This window comes from Paracoccus mutanolyticus, from assembly GCF_003285265.1.
GTDB lineage: Bacteria > Pseudomonadota > Alphaproteobacteria > Rhodobacterales > Rhodobacteraceae > Paracoccus > Paracoccus yeei.
Genome location: NZ_CP030239.1, coordinates 1,708,292 through 1,728,699 on the forward strand (window position 1 = coordinate 1,708,292; position 20,408 = coordinate 1,728,699).

Annotated in this window: 21 protein-coding genes and 9 pseudogenes; 13 read left to right on the forward strand and 17 right to left on the reverse strand. The window is 63.6% G+C overall.

Annotated elements, in window-relative coordinates; genetic code table 11:
* Nucleotides 1–258 precede the first annotated feature (258 nt).
* From DPM13_RS09215 to DPM13_RS26855, 3 genes and pseudogenes are all read right to left on the reverse strand, one after another.
* Nucleotides 259–454, reverse strand: a pseudogene (locus DPM13_RS09215) (IS110 family transposase); the annotation flags it as partial.
* Between the two features lie 152 nt (nt 455–606).
* Nucleotides 607–1,041 (reverse strand): ferredoxin reductase domain-containing protein, encoded by a 435-nt coding sequence (locus DPM13_RS19720; RefSeq protein ID WP_145963344.1) that lies wholly within the window; start codon nt 1,039–1,041, stop codon nt 607–609.
* 283 nt (nt 1,042–1,324) lie between these two features.
* Nucleotides 1,325–2,020 carry a cysteine peptidase family C39 domain-containing protein gene (locus tag DPM13_RS26855; RefSeq protein WP_112887887.1) on the reverse strand — a complete coding sequence of 232 codons (696 nt, stop codon included), beginning with the start codon at nt 2,018–2,020 and terminating at the stop codon, nt 1,325–1,327.
* 1,110 nt (nt 2,021–3,130) lie between these two features.
* Here DPM13_RS26855 and DPM13_RS09230 point away from each other — a divergent pair.
* Nucleotides 3,131–3,301 (forward strand): annotated as a pseudogene (locus DPM13_RS09230) (integrase core domain-containing protein); the annotation flags it as partial.
* 840 nt (nt 3,302–4,141) lie between these two features.
* Here DPM13_RS09230 and DPM13_RS25005 read toward each other — a convergent pair.
* Nucleotides 4,142–4,330, reverse strand: coding sequence for a hypothetical protein (locus DPM13_RS25005; protein ID WP_449579272.1), 189 nt, complete (start codon nt 4,328–4,330; stop codon nt 4,142–4,144).
* 275 nt (nt 4,331–4,605) lie between these two features.
* Nucleotides 4,606–4,752, reverse strand: a pseudogene (locus DPM13_RS26860) (hypothetical protein); the annotation flags it as partial.
* 368 nt (nt 4,753–5,120) lie between these two features.
* Between DPM13_RS26860 and DPM13_RS26865 the strand changes: the two are divergent.
* Complete coding sequence (locus DPM13_RS26865) at nt 5,121–5,237, forward strand: phage head-tail joining protein (RefSeq protein WP_397246180.1); 117 nt, start codon at nt 5,121–5,123, stop codon at nt 5,235–5,237.
* Between the two features lie 1,040 nt (nt 5,238–6,277).
* Here DPM13_RS26865 and DPM13_RS09255 read toward each other — a convergent pair.
* Nucleotides 6,278–6,445 (reverse strand): annotated as a pseudogene (locus DPM13_RS09255) (hypothetical protein); the annotation flags it as partial.
* A gap of 247 nt (nt 6,446–6,692) precedes the next feature.
* On the opposite strand from DPM13_RS09255, the gene DPM13_RS25975 reads away from it, so the two are divergent.
* Nucleotides 6,693–6,929 (forward strand): hypothetical protein, encoded by a 237-nt coding sequence (locus DPM13_RS25975; protein WP_317616444.1) that lies wholly within the window; start codon nt 6,693–6,695, stop codon nt 6,927–6,929.
* A gap of 937 nt (nt 6,930–7,866) precedes the next feature.
* Nucleotides 7,867–8,034 carry a hypothetical protein gene (locus tag DPM13_RS20670; RefSeq protein WP_189654994.1) on the forward strand — a complete coding sequence of 56 codons (168 nt, stop codon included), beginning with the start codon at nt 7,867–7,869 and terminating at the stop codon, nt 8,032–8,034.
* Here DPM13_RS20670 and DPM13_RS26870 read toward each other — a convergent pair.
* Complete coding sequence (locus DPM13_RS26870; protein ID WP_112887891.1) at nt 8,006–8,395, reverse strand: 3-keto-5-aminohexanoate cleavage protein; 390 nt, start codon at nt 8,393–8,395, stop codon at nt 8,006–8,008. The two genes, DPM13_RS20670 and DPM13_RS26870, sit on opposite strands and share 29 nt — an antisense overlap.
* Here DPM13_RS26870 and DPM13_RS20675 point away from each other — a divergent pair.
* Together DPM13_RS20675 and DPM13_RS26875 are read left to right on the forward strand one after the other, a co-directional pair.
* Nucleotides 8,351–8,875, forward strand: a complete 525-nt coding sequence (locus DPM13_RS20675) for a hypothetical protein (RefSeq protein WP_189654892.1) — start codon at nt 8,351–8,353, stop codon at nt 8,873–8,875. The two genes, DPM13_RS26870 and DPM13_RS20675, sit on opposite strands and share 45 nt — an antisense overlap.
* 151 nt (nt 8,876–9,026) lie before the next feature.
* Nucleotides 9,027–9,086 (forward strand): annotated as a pseudogene (locus DPM13_RS26875) (hypothetical protein); the annotation flags it as partial.
* Here DPM13_RS26875 and DPM13_RS20680 read toward each other — a convergent pair.
* Nucleotides 9,080–9,265, reverse strand: coding sequence for a hypothetical protein (locus tag DPM13_RS20680; protein ID WP_189654995.1), 186 nt, complete (start codon nt 9,263–9,265; stop codon nt 9,080–9,082). The pseudogene DPM13_RS26875 and the gene DPM13_RS20680 overlap by 7 nt on opposite strands.
* A 1-nt stretch (nt 9,266) precedes the next feature.
* On the reverse strand, nt 9,267–9,476 hold the full coding sequence (locus DPM13_RS20685) for a hypothetical protein (RefSeq protein WP_189654893.1): 210 nt from the start codon (nt 9,474–9,476) through the stop codon (nt 9,267–9,269).
* A gap of 119 nt (nt 9,477–9,595) precedes the next feature.
* On the opposite strand from DPM13_RS20685, the gene DPM13_RS26880 reads away from it, so the two are divergent.
* Nucleotides 9,596–9,814 carry an ATP-binding cassette domain-containing protein gene (locus DPM13_RS26880; protein ID WP_397246329.1) on the forward strand — a complete coding sequence of 73 codons (219 nt, stop codon included), beginning with the start codon at nt 9,596–9,598 and terminating at the stop codon, nt 9,812–9,814.
* 1,925 nt (nt 9,815–11,739) lie between these two features.
* On the opposite strand, the pseudogene DPM13_RS26885 reads toward DPM13_RS26880, so the two are convergent.
* A pseudogene (locus DPM13_RS26885) lies at nt 11,740–11,856 on the reverse strand (hypothetical protein); the annotation flags it as partial.
* Between the two features lie 41 nt (nt 11,857–11,897).
* Between DPM13_RS26885 and DPM13_RS25010 the strand changes: the two are divergent.
* Nucleotides 11,898–11,999: pseudogene (locus tag DPM13_RS25010) on the forward strand (recombinase family protein); the annotation flags it as partial.
* 93 nt (nt 12,000–12,092) lie between these two features.
* Here DPM13_RS25010 and DPM13_RS25015 read toward each other — a convergent pair.
* Both DPM13_RS25015 and DPM13_RS25020 read right to left on the reverse strand, forming a co-directional pair.
* Nucleotides 12,093–12,185: pseudogene (locus DPM13_RS25015) on the reverse strand (hypothetical protein); the annotation flags it as partial.
* 376 nt (nt 12,186–12,561) lie between these two features.
* On the reverse strand, nt 12,562–12,693 hold the full coding sequence (locus tag DPM13_RS25020) for a hypothetical protein (protein ID WP_262983287.1): 132 nt from the start codon (nt 12,691–12,693) through the stop codon (nt 12,562–12,564).
* A 444-nt stretch (nt 12,694–13,137) separates the two neighbouring features.
* Here DPM13_RS25020 and DPM13_RS20695 point away from each other — a divergent pair, with 444 nt between their 5' ends.
* Nucleotides 13,138–13,284, forward strand: a complete 147-nt coding sequence (locus DPM13_RS20695; protein WP_189654895.1) for a hypothetical protein — start codon at nt 13,138–13,140, stop codon at nt 13,282–13,284.
* Between the two features lie 290 nt (nt 13,285–13,574).
* On the opposite strand, the gene DPM13_RS25025 is transcribed toward DPM13_RS20695, so the two are convergent.
* Nucleotides 13,575–13,706: a hypothetical protein gene (locus tag DPM13_RS25025; RefSeq protein WP_262983288.1), complete on the reverse strand. Its 132-nt coding sequence runs from the start codon at nt 13,704–13,706 to the stop codon at nt 13,575–13,577.
* Nucleotides 13,707–13,941: 235 nt separating this feature from the next.
* Here DPM13_RS25025 and DPM13_RS19730 point away from each other — a divergent pair, with 235 nt between their 5' ends.
* Complete coding sequence (locus tag DPM13_RS19730) at nt 13,942–14,154, forward strand: hypothetical protein (protein WP_145963345.1); 213 nt, start codon at nt 13,942–13,944, stop codon at nt 14,152–14,154.
* 1,447 nt (nt 14,155–15,601) lie between these two features.
* Here DPM13_RS19730 and DPM13_RS09320 read toward each other — a convergent pair.
* Together DPM13_RS09320 and DPM13_RS09325 are read right to left on the reverse strand one after the other, a co-directional pair.
* Nucleotides 15,602–15,979, reverse strand: coding sequence for an NAD-dependent epimerase/dehydratase family protein (locus DPM13_RS09320; protein ID WP_112887895.1), 378 nt, complete (start codon nt 15,977–15,979; stop codon nt 15,602–15,604).
* Between the two features lie 114 nt (nt 15,980–16,093).
* A complete protein-coding gene (locus tag DPM13_RS09325) occupies nt 16,094–16,243 on the reverse strand; it encodes a DUF2243 domain-containing protein (protein ID WP_223252480.1) in 150 nt (49 codons plus the stop codon).
* Nucleotides 16,244–16,872: 629 nt separating this feature from the next.
* On the opposite strand from DPM13_RS09325, the pseudogene DPM13_RS09330 reads away from it, so the two are divergent.
* A pseudogene (locus DPM13_RS09330) lies at nt 16,873–16,995 on the forward strand (SDR family NAD(P)-dependent oxidoreductase); the annotation flags it as partial.
* A 747-nt stretch (nt 16,996–17,742) separates the two neighbouring features.
* Here DPM13_RS09330 and DPM13_RS22880 read toward each other — a convergent pair.
* Nucleotides 17,743–18,051 carry a hypothetical protein gene (locus DPM13_RS22880; protein ID WP_223252481.1) on the reverse strand — a complete coding sequence of 103 codons (309 nt, stop codon included), beginning with the start codon at nt 18,049–18,051 and terminating at the stop codon, nt 17,743–17,745.
* Between the two features lie 590 nt (nt 18,052–18,641).
* Complete coding sequence (locus DPM13_RS20700; RefSeq protein WP_189654896.1) at nt 18,642–19,271, reverse strand: SOS response-associated peptidase family protein; 630 nt, start codon at nt 19,269–19,271, stop codon at nt 18,642–18,644.
* 561 nt (nt 19,272–19,832) lie between these two features.
* Here DPM13_RS20700 and DPM13_RS20705 point away from each other — a divergent pair.
* Both DPM13_RS20705 and DPM13_RS20710 read left to right on the forward strand, forming a co-directional pair.
* Nucleotides 19,833–20,018 (forward strand): hypothetical protein, encoded by a 186-nt coding sequence (locus DPM13_RS20705; RefSeq protein ID WP_189654897.1) that lies wholly within the window; start codon nt 19,833–19,835, stop codon nt 20,016–20,018.
* Nucleotides 20,015–20,170, forward strand: coding sequence for a hypothetical protein (locus tag DPM13_RS20710; RefSeq protein ID WP_189654898.1), 156 nt, complete (start codon nt 20,015–20,017; stop codon nt 20,168–20,170). Before DPM13_RS20705 ends, DPM13_RS20710 begins: the two co-directional genes overlap by 4 nt.
* Nucleotides 20,171–20,408 lie beyond the last annotated feature (238 nt).

Sequence of the window (20,408 nt, forward strand, 5' to 3'; positions counted from 1 at the left end):
CAGGATCAGCGTGACGGCCAGGCCCGGACGCGCTAGTGAACGTCCTCGACCGAAAGACGCCGGCCAGGGGCTGATCATGCAGAGGCGGACTCGGTTTGAGAGCTCCCTCAAGTGATACGCGACCGTGTTACGTCATAGGACCAGCACCTGCTTCTTGCCCTTGCTTCGCGACACGCAAGGCAGGATCAGGCGTCCCTGATTCCTGCTCGTGCCGGATCGAGGCGGTAGCAATCGCGCTGAGGGCCTGGTGGCATCCAGACTTGGCATGAACAGGACGAAACCAGCCCATGCGCAGCAATTGCGCGATCCCGCGTGCGTCCTTGCGATCGGTCTTCACGGTCATCGCCGACAATGCCGCCTTCACATGCCGCGTTTCCAGCAGCACCACCTCGAAGCCTGCCATGATCAGACCATCACGCAGCCATTGCGACAGGGGACCCGCTTCGAGACCGATATCCTGCCAGTGGCTCGCTCGCGTGCACAGGCCCGCGGTGCAGTAAACGCTATCGTCGGGCGCGCGAAAGATCGCGTAGGTGCGGCCGGCGTGGTCGAAACGGATGGCGCCTTCCTGTTCGATGTCGTCCAGGGTGGCGGCGGTGATCCAGGTCATTGTGTCGGCGCTTCGGGCGAAAGGATGAAATAGCACCGGCGGGCACCGGCCTGCGCCAGTTCGTGCAGCATCGACAGCGCCGGGGTGATGCCGATACCGCCACCAGCAGGATGACGGGGCGCTCGTCCGAGCAAGCACGAAGCCGCCCCGTGGCAGCCAACCGCGCATCTAGTGCCTACGCTCAGCCTTGCTATCGCAACAGATCCGCCGCGGCCTTCGTCCCGCGCTTCACGCCGATATGATAGCAGCAGTCGGTGGGGGCGACCAGAGCGAGTATTGACGGACGAGTCCGTCGCCAATGCGACATCAATGGTCGCCAGGCTCAATTTGACAGACGATTCATGCGCTGACCAGATCTGTTCATCTTGCGCGGCGTGCCCGCCTTCATCCGCCTCGATCTGTACGTTGATGTTCAGGGTTTCCTTCGGCATTGCTTGCCAGGTCCTGGGCAAGGATCAGCATGCTGTTCAGCGGCATAAGCAGCTCGCAGGCGACATGTAGGCCAGATAAGAGCGATCCACAAACGGTTGCCAGGTCGATGCCACCTTTTCGGCAAGTCCAATAATATAGCACACCGGCACCGCGCGGATATCCGCGATCGACGGATCGATATCGGCCAGCCGTCGGCCGATCTTTGGCGACCGGATGTTCGTCGATGATCCGCAGCAGCCTGATGGCCTTCGGTCCGGGCCTTGGTCTCGTCCAGCCGATAGATCATCGCATCATGCAGCTGCGCAAGTCTGGCACTGCCGCCGTCAACTGGTCCGCCGCTAAACGGTCATCCAGCGTGGCAGCCCCAGGAATTGGCTGTTTCTCCAATGCCCCACACTTAGATTGGGAACAACAATAGTTTACCGAGCAGAAAGCTCGATACATGGTAAGCGTTCGACCTTTATCCGTGATGGCCGCCAAGCCGCCAACCGAATGCCACGATGTTGTCGGAACCGCGGCGATTTCTCTCCGTATCCCGAGATAACAGCCGCAATGCCCGAGTGGCCAGGTGCAACTGGCCAGCAGGAACCGGACCGTGCAGCAGTTCCGCAAGCGTCGTCGCGCTGTCATTGAGGCCGAGAACCTGCGCCGGATCGCCGGCAGATCCATGCGATGGCCGTAATGGCTCGCGATCATGGCAATGCAGGCCAGACCGCATTCCGCAGCCTCAGTTTGCAGGATGACGGACGTGGCGCCGACATGCAGTCTGACCGATCGACCCTGACGCGATCGACTGGATAGCGGCGCCTGTCTGCCCCAGGGCAAGCGACTTGCTTCCACAAAGCCGTCCGCCACGGCGGTGGAAAGACGGTCGCGCTTATGTCCTGGGACGGGCGCCCCCGAGGCGGGCACCGCCGGGCATGGCTTTGGCGCGCATCTGCAAGGCGGGCTTGCCACGGTCCTCGCAGGCTTCGCCATGGCCGGGGTCTTCCGCCGCTTCGGAGCGGTGCGGACGCCCGCGTTGAAATAATTGCGAGCGGTGAACCCCGCCGGGCATCCCGGTGTTCTGTCGCAAACAGAATGGGGGCTCAGCGTGGCAAGAATTCCTGATCGCAGACGACCTGATCGCAGACCTGCGCAATCGCGCTAACTAAAAATACGCATTGTTGGCCCGCACCACGAAAAGAACAAACAGAATGGCATCGTATCGTATTGCATAACCTCATCAGTGGTCAGGGCATAATTCTAGCCGGTATTCCCGTTCGAGAACATAATATGTCACACCGGCATTCACAGCACGGTAGAGTACATTTCAATGACGAACATCATCCAATATTCCTATGGTATCCTCGCAAGCGTATGACCGCGAAAAAGTTTCTACCTGAGGCTTTATTGTGACCGTGGTCGTGAACAGCCCGGTGTCGACGGTGAGCCTGCGGAACGCGAATCCCTACGGTCCGAACCAGAACATTGACAAGGCTCAAGGCGCGCTGACAGGCCTTCTGCGATTTCAGCCCTTGGACTTTGGAACATCGACGCTGGCCTCAAGCTTCTGGAGCCTCCGATGGACATTCCATAGATAGAACCTAAACAGCACTGGCACCGGAGACGCAATGAAGATCAACCCGATAATGCGCTGGTCGCCGCGGATCCGTATATCCGAACGACCGCATGCCCGGACATCCCGATGCGCAATTGCTCAGTTGTTCATGACCAGGCGATCGACATCGTAGATATCCGAAGCCACTGCTGCGGGGGGCCAGTCGGGCTTGCGAAGGCTTGCCAGATATATCCCAGCCGCTGGTCACCGGCAAAGGCCGGGAGTCGCTCGACACGGAGATGCAGGTCTTGGGGATTTCCAGGCGATGTCATGGCCCAGCAGCCGGGTCCAGTCGCATTTCTCCGCCGGATGCCGATGACAGACGCCAAGCGAACCTCCACACACTGCCTCAGAGCCATAGAATCTTCAAGTTCGCCATGCCGGCATCCTGCTTCGGAGACGTCAATGAACAGTGCCGCTTTGAACGCTTCTTCGCCCTTTGCCGTGGCAATGGAGTTCGCGCAGCCATCTCCGGTACTGGCCGAGAACTGGCTGAGGCAGGCATCGATACCTCAGTCGGCAGTGTGGGGGATTCCTATGACAACGCTCTCGCCGAAAGCATCATCGGTCTGTTCAAGACCGAGGTGATCAAGTTCTTCGGACCCTGGAAGTCTGTCGGGCAAGTCGAATGGGAAACCCTGAAATGGGTCGACTGGTATCAGTGAGAACGGCCTGGAAGTGGGTCCGAGAAGGAGGAGGCTTTCCACGAAACCTGATGACATGCTGACGCGAACGGCATGGAGTCCGACAGTTCCCGCTACGCGCGGCGCCGCAAAGTACGAAGCGGCGAGCCGGCATGTCGCGGCCCGGCTCCATGAAGCAAGCGAAGCCCCGCCACGCGGTCACCGGGCACGATCGCCGGTTCCGAATATGCCGAGGTAATAGAGAGTGCCCGGTTGCACATAGGCGAACGGCGGCCGTAAAACCAGGTCATTCGGTGAAGTTTTCCCAGCGGCGTTCGGCCGAGCTGTCCCAGTTGTAGGGCTCCGCGATGATTTGACGCTTGAATTCGGGGTTTTCCCGAAGGCGCGTGAGTCCAGTGTCATCAATTTTTCTCCAGCGTTTCTTGTGCGATCCAGATGACAGGACGCTAGATGCGGAGGCAAGGCCAGATCGGGTTCTGCTTTTTCGGCGATCGCGTCGCTGGGACGAGAGCCGGCATAAGGTCGGAAGTAGTGCTGTGAACGCCGAGGCATATTCCCAGCCGTGATACGGACGTTGGATGCGGTTGTTCGGTCAAGCACGCTTCCCGCAGCGGAAGGATTTCAGCGCTGGTCGCAGCGGGCAAGGACCGCGCGTATCGTGCCCAGCGACGCCGGTTCGTCAAGAAGGTTGGAATGACCGCGACACTGCACATGCACCAGCGTGCAATCGGGCGAGCAGCATCGCCAGAAATGGCGCAGATACGCTTAGCGAGAGAGCTAGCGCACCGCTGGCCAAGACCGCGGCCACTGGTCTCAGGAGCCGAGAAAGTTGCTTCATAAAAGCTCGAGTTCCTTTCAGCAGCGCAAGATCGATGCCGCTTTCGATGTCGACCGTTCGTCGACGACATAGCCGCTGCTGTCCGAACAGGCGACGACCTTGCCGCCGAATTCCTGAACCTTCTCGACCGTATAGATCGCGACGTTCCCGGACCCCGAGACCACGACCCGCTTGCCGTCGAAGTCCTCGCCAGCCGTCTGCAGCATGGCGCGGGTGAAATAGGTGTTGGCGTGGATAATCCGGTCTGTCCAAAGGCCTTTCGCCCGACCGGAGTCTGCACATCCGGTGACCGGGACGTGTCCTTTGCTCCGGTCCCGATCCTGCCCGGGGCCCAGGGCCGGCCGCTGGACCTGTCCTATGCCCATCTGCGCAGCGTCTCGCCCATTCATTGCGAATACCTGCGCAACATGGGTGTCGCGGCCTCGATGTCGGTCTCGAACACGCGTGCGCTGTTGAAGTGCGCGGCCCGCAGATCGTTGTCCAGAAACACCGTGGCGATCTGCGTGGCTTCCAGCAGGTTCTTCAGGTCGGAATTGGCCCGGTCGAGTTCGGAGACGCGGTGGGTCAGCTCTCCGTTGACGGTCTGCAATTCCTCGTCCGACCGATTGCACCGATTGCGAAGCTTCATTCTTCTAGGTTGCGTTCATCCTTGGGTGGCGTTGATCCTTGGTTTACCCAAGGTCGCAGAAAGTCTCTATCCATTCGTCCCCTGTTGGCCTTGATACCAGAAATGGCGATAGCTTCGGCGGACCGATAAGCTTAGCGTTTCAACCGATCAGGCCTGCAGAAAGAACAAAAACACGGCTTACGTCGCAAGATCGGCGTACACATCGAGAATGCGCCAGACGTAAAAAAAGGTGAGGAGCCTCCAAAAACCACAGCAGAACAATACGCACCGCCCAGACGAACTTCGAAGTGCGGACCTCGAAGAATTCGGCACGTCCGGTGGCAGTCCGGTGTGGGTCTGGGGCCCCGAACAGGAAAGTGGCTTTAGGCATGTACACGGTCGAGCAGTACCAGACGCTGTGCAGGATGATCGGCAAGGGGGTCACCAGCCTTGAGGTCAACGGCGAAAAGGTCAGCTTTCGCAGCTTGGCCGAGATGCTGGGCTGATGGAAGGGCTTTCCAGCAGTTATGGGGGCGCGGAAAATCGAGCGGGCGGGTCCAGTCTCCGACGCCCCCAGTCATAGCCATAGAAAATCAGGCAGAAGACACAGACCCGCAGATGCGATCGCGACCGATGCAATAACCTTCAACCCCGTGCCGGTGAAGCAACTGGTCGAGATCATCCGCGCCTCATGCAAACCAAGCCGTCTCCTGTTCGTGGCAAGGTTCCCGGCACGGACCGGCCCTCCGCTTTTACCGGAGCGCGAGGCGCCGCTTCAACCGCTTGACTTATGAATGGAACGTTCGTATCAATTCTTGCAGGTTGGCGGGGAGAGCCATTGCGCCGTCGGACGATGCGCGCGCCAGCCTGGGGAGAGAACCAGATGAACATCGCCGGAAGGCCGCCCCGGCGGTCCGGGAAGGGCATCCCGACGCCCGCCACGCCGAGGCGCCGCGCTTGCCCGCGCCCTGGGCGACAAGAGCGCCGCCATCCTGCGCACCCCCGAAGGGATCGAGGCGCGGCGCGGCGAGATCGTCGGCCTTGCCGGCCTTGCCGGTCACGGCCAGGCCGAGGCGCTGGCGCGGTTCTATCTGGCGCAAAGTTCGGACTGGCGCAGTTCGGCCCGGCCCCGTGCGGCCTTTGTCGCCGGCGACGCGGCGGCGCGACGGGGGTGACCCCGTTCCCGACAGCACGACTGGGGCGCGCCACGGTCGCCTACCATGAGACGTGCAGACAATGGTTGCATCACCTACCGTCCACCCGCACGGCAGGTCCGAAACAGATTGATCGCGACGGCCGCAGAACGAATCGGCGACAAAGCTTTACGGCATGGATTCCGTTACCGAGGACCGGCAATCGATCGCATCCAGCCTCCTCGGGCGGCAACCTGCAGAAGCTCGTGCTGGCCGCGAGTCTGCTGGAGCCCCGCATCCTGATCGAACGCAGCGCCGGAGGATCGAGCGGCGGGGCGGCGGCGATGGTCGCGGCGCGGGTGGTGCCCTTCGCGCAGGGCAACGACGGCGATCCTCAGATCTCCGAGGAACTCGAGCAGATAGTTGATGTCGCCTTGGCGATACAGCGTGATGTCCTTGGTCCGGTGCCGGGCGACCGGAACAAAGCCCATCTGGCGAAAGACCCGGTCCAGAACCGCAGAGTTGGGATGGGCGAATTCGACGAATTCGAAGCCGTCGGTGTGACGGCGGCCTGCCCGCATACGGCGATCCGCGAGGATCCTCAACAGTATCAATACTTTGCTGCTGATGATCATTATGGCGTTCTAGCCGATAAGCGTGTGATTAGCAATGGTCCTGTTCGGCTTTCTGGAGCGCCCGGCCCCCGAAGTCCTATAAGGCTGCTGATTGATCCGCTGGCATCGGCGTACAGCATTTCCGAGGTGGTGACGAGGCCGCCCGCTGATCCTGATCGGCGGCTGCAACTGGTCTGATGCCGGCAAGAAGGCCCTGCAAGCCTTTGCCGAGGCCAGCGACATTCCGGTGGTCGCGGCCTTCCGTTATCAGGACCAGTTCGACAATTTCTCGCCCGTCTATGTCGGCGAGGCTTGCCGGCACGATCGCGGGGGCGGCGTGGGCCGGGATCGAGCTGCGCTGACGACACGCTTCAACGCCAGCGAGATCATCGGGACGCAGATGCTGACCAAATCGCGGGCATTATGCCGCAACTGCTCTTGCGGGCGCTAAAATCACGAGGGGCATCTGTCGCTGCATCTGGTCCGCGATGGCGGGGGCCGGACCCGGCTTGCCCGTCGGCGGCAATGCTATCCCCTGACGACGACGGCCGTCCTGCCTCTTGCCGATGAGGATACGGCGCTGATCTATGTCCAGAATGCCGCCGGGTCAGTTTTCGGCGGCGACAGGCTGACGGTCGATGTCAGGCTGGAGCGACGAAGGCGGCTGGATCACGCTGCTGTTCGCGGTGCCGCGCCGGTGCAATGGCCGGAGTGGGCGAGATCGTTGCCACGATCAGCACAAGCTCAGCGTCGACGACCGCGGAACGGCATGCCAGCGACAGGCTTAGTTGCCGCCGGTTCACGATGTCTTCTCCGTTCGTGGGTCCGGCAAGCCGGGACATTCATGCGAAACAGGATACGGGGACAGGGCAGCGGGCAGCGGCAGGCTTAGTTCCCTGCAGCGCCGGAATCTTTCAGCCGGTGAAGCGAGCTATTACCTCGGCGTCGCGGATGGGTATCTAAGAAAGGCCCATCACGAGGGCCGAATCCCCGAAGTTGAGATGGGTCCTGGCGGGCGCCTTCGCGACCGCGGACGGCCCGATCAACATTGCCGCCAACAAGGACGAGCAGTGGCAGAGAAGCCAGGGGCATACCTGGCCGTGGAAGGCATGATGGCATTCGCGGCAGCCGTGGCCTTTGCCGTCATTTCCGGCGCATCATTCATGCTCCGCACCGACCGAGAGTAGCCGCATGTAAGATACGGCCCTGGTCTTCTCGACTGTGGCCTTCGGCAGGTAGGGATAGCAGTCGAGGTCCAGGCGCGGTGGTCGGCGCTCCACCCGGCAAAGCAGAAGATGCTTCACTGCATCAAAGCTGCATCAAAGCTGATCGCCCCCATCCGGCGGACATGCCTCTTGCCGGGCCGATCCTGTTCCGACAAAGCGGCTGTGGCCCTGCGCTTTGCAACCCACGGCTGCCTTGTCGAAAACGGCCGGGTGATGCGCAATGGCCCCGCCGCCGAGCTGGCCTCTGATCCGGAGATCAAGGCGAGCTACCTGGGCTTTGCCGATGAAGGCATGGCCGGCTTTACGGACCGCAGAGGCGCTGACATGTAGGGTCATGCGAGCGCCATGCCCGACGAGCCTGACGCCAGGTGGCGGACGGCCTGACGCCGGCCGGAGGCGGATCGCGCGCCGGTTGCGATCGGCACGTGGCGGCCATTGCGGTTCTGGCATCTCGAGCCAGCTGTTCGCGGCGATTGCTGGCCAGTTGACCCTTTCCAAGCCACAGGTTGTCCTCCAGACCGACGCGACATCCCTGCCCGAACTTTGAGGTCCGCATTGATGGCGAGGCGGCGGATAGCCCCCCGGCGGAACGGGTTTCGCTGGGCCAAAGATACATGCTGAAATGAGACGGGGGACGAAAGGAGCAATGAAGGATCGAATCATTCGCCCCGTGCCGGGTGCAAACCGCCATGCATGGCCGGGGCTCTATCGGTCAGGAACCGAAGCGGATACTTTCGTGCCCATTCGGCGTGTTCGTGGCCGCAGCATCGTTGCAGCCCATGAGGTCGGCACCGTCCAGACGGGACTACGGAAGCATGCGGGGAATCCGAAGTTCAAGGCGCTGGGCGAGCGCCTGGAGGACCTGAAGAACCGGCATCAGCAGGGTCTCCTGCTGTCGATCGACTTCCTGAAGGAGCTTCTGGCGCTGGCGAAAGACGTGGTGAAGACCGAAGCGCGAGACCAGATTCTCCAACGGCCGCGCCACAACCTCGATGGCCTCGTCAAGGATGCGCCGATAGACGCTGGCAAAGGGCCGCAATGCGGCGAAAACCAGCACGCATGCGTCGTGGCCGCTATCACGCTGCCGGAAGTCCTGGGCATCCTCAAGCCTATGTTCTGGGCGCACAAAGCGTCAACCCGGACCTCAAGCCGGTCAACGTCGTGTGGCTGAATGCCTGGTATGATCCGCCGCGCGACCGATCCTCGGCGAAAGCATGATCAATCGGGATAAGGTGTAGACGCGCTTCAAGCCGCGGGGCCCGGGCCCCCGCGCCGACGCCACGGCCGAGGAAATCGCAGCCCTGTTCGGCATCGCCGCGCGCATCGACAACCCCCGGCACAGCCGCGAATCCGTCGCGCAAGAGGACCTGAACTTTCACCTGGCGGTCGCCGCCATGTCGCGCAACCCCTTCATGCGCTCGGTCAACGACACACTTCGCCGATGTCGCCGAGGGAGCCATGGAATGGCCGGATTGTCGAGGTTGTCGGCAAAGCGCAAGGCGATGGCCTTGCCGATGCCCGAGGTCCCGCCGATAACGACGGCAGTTTCGATCTCGGCCATGTCAGCGGTCCTGCCGGTCGATATCGAAAAAGCGGCTCATGCCCTCGACCTGATAATCCATCATCGGGCGGGTGGCGGGAACCAGACTTGCGAACCCGTCCTGGGATACCGGCGGCAAGTGGACGCACCGGGTCAGATCTTTCATCTTTTCGGGAGTGACCCCATCGGGCAGCTGCATCCGATTGACCATGCGAATGCCGAGTGCAGCCATGACGACAAGAATATCAGCAACAAGCAGAAAAACCGTAACAACATGACGACTACTTATGACCACAACACAGCACATCCCGGCGTGAACGCACTCGAGGTCGGTCTATTCGCGTGCAGGCGATGGTTCTGCATGCCCTGTCCCTGACGGTACCCCGGCGCGGGGTCGTCGCCCTTCTGGGCGCCAACGGCGCTGGCAAGACCACGACACTGACCGAACAATACACCCTGTTGCGACAGGGGCGATCTCTCCAAACTCTCGACCACGGCGGAGAACGAATCGAAAAACCATCGCCGACGACCGAGGCCGGGCTGCACACTGAGCGTGGGGTTGGCGGCTGACATTTCCCCGAGGCGCGTTGGTCAACGCGTCAGCATCATGGCATCAACCGGGCGATGGATTTTCTGGCCGTTGCTCCGGGTGCTCCTCGCGCCGACCTGAACGTGAGCGGCTTCACCGTCTTCACGGCCGGTGCCTATGTCCAAGAAAATGAAACGACGATCGCCATTTGATCGCGACCTCGACAGGCATACCAGCTAGGCTATCTGGGATTATCCCGGCATGATCCTCCAGAGCACCCGTCATCTAGGGCGATTCGCGGACCTGAGGCGTCGGGGAGCAACGATGGCTTCGAAGGCCAGATCGTGTCGACTATCTCCAACTGTCGTCCACGGCGCTGGGCCGAGAGCCTGACAAGGTCGGAAGTAGGGCTGTGAACGCCGAGGCAAATCACGCGCCCTAGATTGACCTGGCGGCTCCGGATCAGTGCGTTTGCAGCTTTGAAATTCTAACCATCGTATGACTGGCGCGAACCTGATATCGCTTCGGTATTTGATACCCTATTCGTGTGTCTTAATATTTTTGAAGAGTTGCTGTTTGTGATGAAGGAGGTATTGCTGTAGGTTTTGGAGGTTTTAAATTTCGATCTGCGAGCCTCTCGTCGGCGGCTGGCTTGAGGGTTCCCAAGGAGGAATGAAGCGCGGTGTACAAAGCGCAGTTTTAATGCCGTAAGCGCGAAAGACATTGGACCAGTGCAAGATTTTCCAAGAGCAGCGGCGCCCGCCGCTCCTACTGGGACTGGCAGGAGATGATCGCCATTAACTCCAAAGCGCACCGCATGTCCGTCACCCCGCCTGCAATCCAGACCCGCACCCCGGCCGGAAAGGCGATCATCCGGTCCAGACCCGGATCAGCCGCGCCAAGGCTTCAGGACCGCTGCCGCTGTCGGCAAAGAGGGAGTGCCGCGTTACCCTGGAGGACGGTTCCGGACATGAGGGCAGGCGTCTGCTCTTTGCCGTCGGCGTCCGTGACATCCTGCCTGAGATTCCGGGCCTGGCAGAGCGCTGGGGCAGGACCGTGTTCCATTGCCCCTATTGCCACGGCTACGAACTGGACCGCGGCCGTATCGGCTGTGCCAAGTGCGCCTACCACGACGCCCTCGCTCGCCGGCGGAAACAGATCGACCGCATCTCCTCATCCGACCAAAGCCGCTACGTCCGACGCGCCCCGCCCATCACCAGATCAGCAAGCAAGATAGAGCCTCGCGATTCGAGGGGTTGCCGGCGTCGCATCGCGGCATGTTCTCGGGCGGTATCCGTGCAAGCTGTGCTAGAGAAGCGGGCCCCCGGTGGGCGCAGCACCGGCCGTAACAGGCTGGTTGGTGGGGGCGGGGCTGATGTTTAGCGACCTTGTCCTGCTCAGAATGGGTGCATCGGCTGCGAGCTTCGGGATTTGCGTTCGACCAATCGCAAGTATCGCGGGTTGCGGGCCCCCGCAACCCGACCGACCCAAAACCAGCACCAGCCCCCGCCAACGCGGGGGCTTTGTCATGTCAGCTTCCGACAAAGCCCGCATTCCGGCCATCCCCCAACGAGTCAGATCACAACGGCTTCTGAGCTAGCGCCCGGAGCAGGCCGTGCAGGCGGATCGCTGGTGGTCAGGCTGTCGCGGAATCAGCGAAATAAGCTGCGGACAGGTCTAGATCGGTTCTCGCTTTCGAGAGATTGGCGATCTGCTCGCCATAGAGTCCGACGGCCGGGTGCAGCCGAAGGGCCGGGGGCTCGGGCGTGTCTTCGATAGAGACGGTCAACTGGGCCTTCCGGCTTTCGAAATGGCCATCTTCGCCTTCATCGACGGATGATACAGGCCGTCCCGCAATGCGCCTGCCAATGGTCGCGATAGATGCCCAGCGTATAGCCGATGCCGCGATCCAGCGCGTTGCCCATCACCCCGCCCCAGCCGGGATCGGGGCAGTCGATCCAGACCTTCAGCTTGTTCTCGCGGATGTGGCGATAAAGGTCGGGATGCAGCAGCGGGTGCGCAGCGCGTTCAATACCCGCGCCTCCAGCTCGTCGCGACGGATGTTCATCCGGTTATCGCAGGTGCCCTTGTTGCGCGCCGTCGAGCAGCCGTAGTCTGAGCGATATGATCCTCGGCTATGCCCGTGTTTCCACGGATGATCAGACCCTCGATGCTCAAACCGACGCCCTCCAAGCGGCCGGGGCCGGGCGCGTCTTCGCGGACAGGATCAGTGGCTCGCTTCGTAAACGGCCGCAGCTCGACCGGCTGCCAGAGATCGTCGTCGAGGATGCGCAGTTCCGGCACCTCCTGGATTACCCAGTCCTCTTCCGGATTGAGCCGGGCCTGACGCTTGCCGGTATCGGGATCCTTGACGAAGCGCTGGCGGTTCCAGACGATCCTGCCGACATACATCTCGTTGTTGAGGATGCCGTTGCCGCGCTTCGAATTCCCTGAAATCGTCGATGAGCCCCCAGGTGCCTGCCCCTTGCCGCTGTCGGGTGACGCAATGCCTTCATCATCAGCGCTGCGGCGATCGCCGACGATTGCCCCGGGGCGTATGTCGGAGAGCGGATTATCGAGCGCCTGGTGGCGTCCACGATCCGCACCAGGGGATAGGTGCTGGAGACGTTCGGCCGGATTTCACCGCGTTCGATATAGCCGATGAGATTCTCGAAGATCTCGTCCTCCTGGAAGGTGCAGCCGAAGAAGGACAGGTCCTTCAGATAGAGCGTGCGGACGTCCAACTCGCCCGATATCAGCTCGGAAATCTCGCCCTCGGCCACGGTGATCAGCGGGATGCCGAGGAACGACATTGTCCATAGACGGCGTCGAAGAGCCGGAGGCGGATGACGTAAAGGTCCGGGCTTTCGGCGACGACCGCCTCGACCGAGAAATCCCCGGGCGAGGCGGATCCGGCCACCGGGATCGCGTCGATGGCCGGAAAGCGGGTGCGGCATCGGACATAGATCCCTGCGACGGTCCAGCCTTGCTGGCATCAGGCGACGAGCGGATCTGGAAATAGGTCTTCTGACCATCGTCGCTGACGCCGATGGGGGCAAAACCAACCCGGCGCGTGGTGCGGTGATACGGTACCGCCTCGTTCGGTGGCGCGTCAGTGCGCGGCGAATCGGGCCTGTGGCCATGCGTGAAACCACCCGCAGCACAAAGCGGCGTGGGAAATTGCTGCCGTCGGGCCGGCGCAGCGATGGCAAGGTCGGGGTTCGTTATGGGCCTTGTCTGTCGGTTGCATGCCGAGCCCTATGGATGCGAGGGGCCCAGCCCTCGGTCGAAACGGCTGGTCACATTGCGATATCAGATCGCGCATTTCCGCCGCGACCGGGGTGAGATGCCGATCTGAGATCTGGTGGTCGGGCGTGCCTGGGCCGCGCCGCATGTCGCAGCTGCGCAAGGCGCCGAGGACGCGCTGCAGCCCGGCGCGGCGCTGGAGGATACGACGATCTCTGGCGGGACTGCGCTGATCGACAGCGCGGCTTTCGCTGCCGCGGCCTGAGCATGGGCCGGGCCGGGCGCAGAAACCTATCGCGAAGGCCGCGCCCATGTCGGCATCGCCGCTGCCTGCATGGCAGAAGGCGCGGTTCCGGACCTCGGGCTGTGCCGTGATCGCGCTGCCCATGCCGGCACTGGTTGCGCGCCACGCGGGCGCCGTCAGCTCGAACTGGTCGAGGCGCGTCTCTTCGAAGCCCTGCGGCTCTGGACCTTTGCCATGACACCCTCTCATCGAGTCGTTGTGCTTGACAATCAGGCCACAAAGTCGCGGCGAACAGCAGGCCACGCCATCGACTACATTGCCCCATGCGCGCCTTTCGAGGTGATCAGCGCCACGCCCAGGATGGTCAGCAGATCCACGGTCGACAGGGGCGCGCGTGCCCGGTCGTGCGAGCCGGATGCGTGCGGTCGGCCAAAGTCGATCAACCCTGGCACGCTAGGGGCGGCGCGCCAGCGGTTTTCGGCCAGCAGGAAGTTGTCGTATTGCCGCCAGCGGATGTTGCGCCGCGCCAGGCTTTGAATTACCGACGGTGTATCGCCCGTCCCGAAACGATATAGACACGTTCGCTTTGCTGCGCGGGATCAACATGCTTACATGGAGCGACGCATGGCGCACAGGCCAATGAGAAGTAACCCCGCGACATAAGCAAATGAGGAGGGGATGGAAAAACTTGGCCCCCTCGCGATCCGGAGGTGCTGGCTGCGCCGGATACGTCTTGGCACCGGCTGCACGCAGCTGCGGCCGGGCTTTGACGCAGCTGGCCATGACGGCGTTCCGGCCGCGGACACTTCCGAGGCGGACCGGCTGACTGCGGCAGTGATGGCGCGCGGCAGCCTTGCAGGTCAACAATCCCTCGATCTCGGCGCAGCATGAGCTGCTTCGCCAAAAGCGGGCCGCACGCGTTGGCGCGAGCCGATCCTGACCCGGGCTGGCTGACCTTCGCATGGCGGCGCTGCAGCTCTGCTGGCGGATGACCCATGCCGACCGACCGCCGAGCTGGAACAACTCGGTGCCGGAGCTGGCGTCGATCGCACGGACGCTCCGGAGCTGTGCCGTATCTTCCCCTGACGTTCGCGCGTATGCTGGAAGCGAGAAACGGCCGGAATATGTGCTCGACCATCCGCTGCTGCCACCGATTCGGGAACAATTGCCGCCGATCCCGGTTCCGGCCGCCATGAACAGACCGTCGAGGGAGCATTGTGGTGGGTGCGCCGGAACGTGGTCTTTCATGGCCGCCGCTTGACCTGACCCATGGTGATGCTGGCGGAATCGCTCGTGCCGCGAGGTGGGCTTGGCCGGTTGCGGTGGCAACCCGGGCTGGCGGCGCGGCGGTCGCTGGTCCGGGCGGATGCCTATGTCCGGTCCGGTGCATGGGGCGAATGCGGCATGTTCCCGCTGCGGTCTGGGACCGAGGCTTGGGCATGGGGACCTCGACGGTCATTGCATTACAGCTAAAACGGAGATAGAAGTTCCATGTGGAGCTTTGATCTGTCCGTTCTGGTTGTCGGGTTCGGCGTTCCTCAGAGTGTTCGGCAGGCCGGGGCTCAGAGGCGTCGGGCGATGATGGCGCGCTTGCGGGTTCGGGTGCTGCGGCCACGGCGTCGCTCGTCCTGACCTGCTCGAGCCATTTTGCCGCCTCCTGGCCGGAGAGTTCGCGGCGGGCGGCGAGGGTTTTGGCCATGTCCTCGAGCAGGGCATGATGCGGGGTGAGGATCTGCATGGCCTGCGTCCGCGGATTTCAGAAGCGACAAACGGCGGTCTTCGGTGACCGGGTCGCAGTCAGTCTGCTGTCTCGCCCAGCCAGAACACGATCTTCAACGCCCGCGTGCCATCCGTCTCGTAATCGCTCGGTGCGAGCGCCAGATCGGATCGTCGGGGCCGCCGGCGCCCGAGCTGACCGTGCCGAAGATCAGCCGCGGCGACGCGGCCAGCCATCAGTCGGCCAGCAGATCGCTGTGATCGGCATCAGCCCGGCGCGCGGGGCGCGGCGGATGCGGGACGTGGCCGCCGCTCGATCCAGCGCGAGTGCCGGCTCTGTCAAGGTTTAGCCAGCAGACGGTGCGGCGGACGTGAAGGCTGTTCCGTATAGCGCGGCTTGCCTAAAACCGCGTGCGATCCTCTGCCGTCCCCGACGTCCGGCGCGGCGGCCTTCGCGGCGCGCAGCGTGGATGATATTGGAGATGCTGCGCTGGGACAGCTGGCGCGCAGCGGGCAGGCTGGGCGGCAGGGCAAATTCGGGCAGCAGCCCGCCAGCGCTCGGCACCGGGCAGCGGCACGGCCAGCGCAGGGCAAGCGGCCCGGGCGCGCACGGCCGGATCGATCAACTCGGGGGATTGCCTAGGTTCACCGGCTCCATCCCGTCGAAATCCGCCTCCATCAGCGCCAGAAGCCCCGCCACCATGTCCGAGACATAGCAGAAGCTGCGGGTCTGGCTGCCGTCGCCATAGACCGTCAACTCGTCGCGCACGCAGGCAGGTGCCGGCAGGCAGGCTTCGACACCACGCGCGGCCGTCGCATATCGCCCATGATGGCCCGCGGCCTGCCATTCGCCGAAACTGGCCGGGCGGCGGCCAAACCGCTGGTCGGCGATGATGTTGGTGATGGTCTGGCTTTTGCCGGTGCCCGGCGGGCCGATCAGCACGAAGTCGCGCCCCTCGGCCGCGGCCAGCACCGCCGCAAGCTGCAGATCGGCGGCCATGGCGCTGGCAGTGATCAATCAACTGCATTCGCCCTTCTTGGGTTGCCAGAAGCTGCGCCGGCATTTCGATCAGTACATCTAGAAGTGCCGCGCGCAGGGCGTCATTGTCCGTGATCATTGCCGCCATAGCACCTGCAGGCGCAGGTCCGCCATGCCGGGCACCAGGCTCAGCAGATGGTGCCATTGCAGGATCTGGTGCAGCAGGATGCCGTCGAAGAACCGCCGCAGGATCTGCGCGTCGACGGGTGCGAACGGCGACCGCATGCGATGCTGCGCGTGGCTCGGGCCGGGCGCCGCCGGCCTGGCTCGGCGAGAAGGTGCGGCGCTATGTAAAGCCGATCAGCCGCTAGTGAGCCGGCACGGCGGGTCGTCCCCGACAGCCGAACTTGATAGCCCACCTGCGCGGCGTCAGTCGCCGGGTCGAGAAAGCTGTCCAGGGGTTTTTGCCGCGGTTCTGCCAGCTTGCGGGCAAGATGCAGGGCAGGCCGTGGTTCAGCGCGGGCCAGTCTTCGGCGCTGACGCCGCGCAGCCGCGTGATGGCGTTGGGCGTGCTGGTGGCATAGACGGCGGCCTAGCTGCCGAAGCTGGCCACGCTCAGGCACACAGCAGGGTGCGGCTGGTCAGGGCCGGGGGCGTGGGGTTTGGCATGCGGGTGGGGTGATCGGTCGCATCCGCATCCGATTCCGGCGGATCCTCGTGATCGTGAAGGCGCTGCAAGAGCTTATGGGCGAGATAGCTCCATCCGGGGGTGGCGGTGCGAGCGCTTTCTTTGGAGGCGCTCGAGGACGCTGGGCTGCTGATGCTGGGACATCGGCGCTGCCGGTGACGGAGGAGTGAGCGGAGCCCAAGGCGCGGCGCGGGAGTGCGAAATGCGCGAATGTGTCACCGGAGGCTCTGCGGCCTATGCCGAAATGGCGGTCGAGTTCGGCGGCATCGACATTCTGGTGTCGAACGCGGGCATCGCCTCGTCCGCGCCTATCGAGGACACCTCGCTGGCGCTGTGGAACCGCAACATGGACTCGGGTCAGGCGGCTATGCGCGGCCTGTCCGCCGTGCAGGCGAGATGACCCGACGCCATGCCAGCACGCGCAGCACCTCGACCTGTATCCTGCCAGACCGAGCGGGCGGTGGCGCAAGACCGGTTGGCGCTGCTGTAGCCGAGCCAGGTAGTTCGCACCCGCTTGTCCGAGCCCAGCAGGTTCGAGCGGTAAAGCAGCTTTTCCGATTCGCTCATCCCGAGCCGGCCATTCCCAATGACCAATGCAAATTTTGTATCATTTGCATCATGTAAAGCAATGGACCTGAAATCAGTAGTGGCGCCTAGATATGGGCGGAGCTTTGGGGTGATCACCATACCAAAGCGCCGCGCCGGGAGGGGTGCGGCCTTTTCGGGGCAGGTCTGAATGCCCATGGGGGAGTATGACATGATGCACATTCAATCTGCCGAACTGGCGCGACAGGATCGGCCCGCAGGGTGCGCGAAACCGGTTATGCTGATGCGTCATCGCTAAGCAAGGGCCTTCCGTCGTGCCTACGGCAAGCCGGTCCGCCAGGCAATGCGGCGGAAATGACTAAGGCGTTCCCAAAATGTTCTTAACAGTTGGCAATGACGCCGCCGCCGCAGGTCCAGCAGCGCAGCTTCCTTGATGCGGCGCCGAGGCGACCGGAACATGTGGAAAGGTTTCCGCGAAATTGCCGCCAATCGCATGGACCGGGCCGGGGAAAGCGGGCGAACGCTTGGGTGGAACAGAAGAACCAGCCCGTCAGCGGGATGCGTGGGGGCGACGGGGCGCGGCGAGACGCAGCCCGATGGCACGATAACGCCAATGGTATTGGATGCGGGGAAAGCGCAACGTGTTTCCGGCCATGGCGAATGATGTCACCGCGCCGTCGTCCGCGGTGGAGTAAAGCCCCTCGCGCACCTTGCGGTCGGTGTTGTTCTTGGCGCAGGCGGTGATGCGGACCAGGCGCAGGCCTGCAACGTGGGGCGGCTTGCATGCGAAGCCATCGCCACCGTCCGCATCAGGCCGGAACATCCTCGGGCATGATCTCGACGCCTTGCCGTCGGTCACCTGCGCATGGTCGATGCTAGGCGGTCAGCCCCTGCGCGGCCGTGCTTCTGAAAGAACTTCTGCCCGTGCCGCGATCCCGCCCGGGCAGCGCAGCAGCGCCAGCGGGCGGCCGACGACATGAGGGGGCAATTCGCGCCATCCTCGCTGAGCGCCAGCGCCCGGGTCAGCCGCGCATCCGCAACAGCGGCCGGTCCTCAAGCCGTTCGGCAGCGGTTCGCAGAGCGCATCCAGCGCCGCCCCGACCGCCGCCCGCGCGGCCTCGGCATCGCGCAGCCAGTGATCGCAGGCCGGATCCCAGCTGCCGGAATGCGCCAGATCCCGCTCGGCCTCGAGCCACGCCCCAAGCGCCCGCTGCATCACGCCAAGCGCCGCGTCTCCGACGTATGCGGAACAGGAGCAGGGGCTTCGAGCCGCTCAGCGAAGGCGCGACATCTTGTGCCCCTCCAGGCCGCCGACTGAAACACGGGTGACCGTGATTAGGGCCGAGGGGAGGTTGCCGCCTCTTCTCGGCCTGATATAAGTGATATGCATTATATCAGTGATTGTCAATAGATGTGAGATTGGTTAATTCGGTGGTATGTCGAAGCCGTCTACTTATCCCGTAAAGAAGTTGGTAAGCCTGAGCGAAGATCAAGCTCGGCAGCGCAGACTTCCGTTACGACAACCAGAATACCCTCCGAAAACGAAGCCATCCGGCAGCGGATTGAACTCGGCCTTGAGACTTCAACGATCTGACACCAGAGTGCCGCCAAACAGTCTTCAGCATGTCGGAGACCCCCTCGGAGATCGATATTCTGCGTGCCGCCCTTGCCGCGGCAGAGGCCCGCGCGCACAGCAGCCGGCAGGGGCATTGCAGCTTGCGGCTTAGGCCAGTCCGCAGTCAGCCAGGTCTCGATCTCCTCGGGCGTGGTCAGGATGACGGGCATGGCCTTGGGATGCACAGCCGCCACGACGGCGTTCGGCGCGCAGGTCAGGAAGGCGAAGAGCTCGTGCCGCCCTGGTCGCGGTGTCTGCATCGAGCCGCGCGTGCCGTGCCAGTCCGTCCAGATGCCGGCAAAGAAGGTTCCGCGGCGCGCGCTCAGGTCCCGAGCAGCGGCTGCGCCCTGCGCGCGGGCAAGCCCATGGGCAGCGTGACGATGGCCGGCCGGGACCACGCAGCGATGCGCGACCCCCAGCCAGCGCCGCCAGTGCGGGCTGGCGGTGTTGCAGATGTTCGTCACGCCGGTGTCCGGCGCATCCGGCGCCTTCGGAATGCGGCGGCGTCGGCATGCCCCAGGTCAGCCGCGCCAGCGCGCGGCCGCGGCCGGTGTTGCGGACCACCGCGCCGGGCGGTCGGGATAGACATCGAGCGCGGGTTCAAGGTTGCCGAGGCCGCTCGGACATCGCGCCGGCGATGTCGCGGATCGCCGGCGATTCGTGGTAGATTAACACGTTGCACCATCGCTTGACTCCTCCGTGCCATGAAATTACTATGATTGTGCCTTTATCCCCAGGAAACTTGAGCGCCCAGCCCTAGTCCAGCGATATAGTGGGAGACAAATGAAGAACATATGGGGCTTCAGAGAAGAAGCCAATGCAGGTCAGGGCCTCGTTCTGAACCGGCTGTCGTGGCGCTGCGGCACCGGATCGCGCGATCGAGGGCGATCACGGCCCGCCGCTGGCGGCGCGCCCTTCGGCCTGGCCGGGCTTGACCGCCGCCTGCCCAGGCCGGGGCGCTTGGTTGCCTGCACGAGGTCGCGGGCGGCGGCAACGGCGCCACCGATGGCGCGGCGGCGGCCGCTTTGCCGCTGGTCGCCGCCCGCACGCCCCTGGCCGAGGGGCTGGCCGCCACCTGCGCCTGGTTCGCCGAGGAACTGGACTTGCGCCGGCCTGCCGCCAAGGCGGCCGAATCATGGCGAGGCGGGCGACGATCGGCCATCGGCCCGCATGAGCAGGGCTGCACCATCAGGTCTCGGCCGAGCAGGTGACGTTCGAACTCGCGGCCACGCCGGAGATGCTGGGGCTGGCACTGGCGGCCAAGACCCGCGTGCGCGAACCGGCGATCTACCTCCAGCTCTTTGCCAATGCGCGGATGGCCGCGTTCAAACCCACGGCGGCGATGACGTGCTGGCGGGTCTAGGTCTGCCGACCTTGCCCTGCCGGTGCCAGGGGTGGGCCGGGCGCGCTGGCTGGTGGACCTGCTGCGCGCGCGGGCCGGGGAGTCGTCGATCTGCAACTGGAGGCGCGATGGCACGGGCCAGGTGGTCTATTCTGCGATGTGCCGTGGATCGGCTGCAGCGCCACGGCACAGGCCCGCCTCGATCGGCCACCGGGTCGGCAGGCGATCGTCGACGCCGCATCCTTCGCTGTGGATGTGC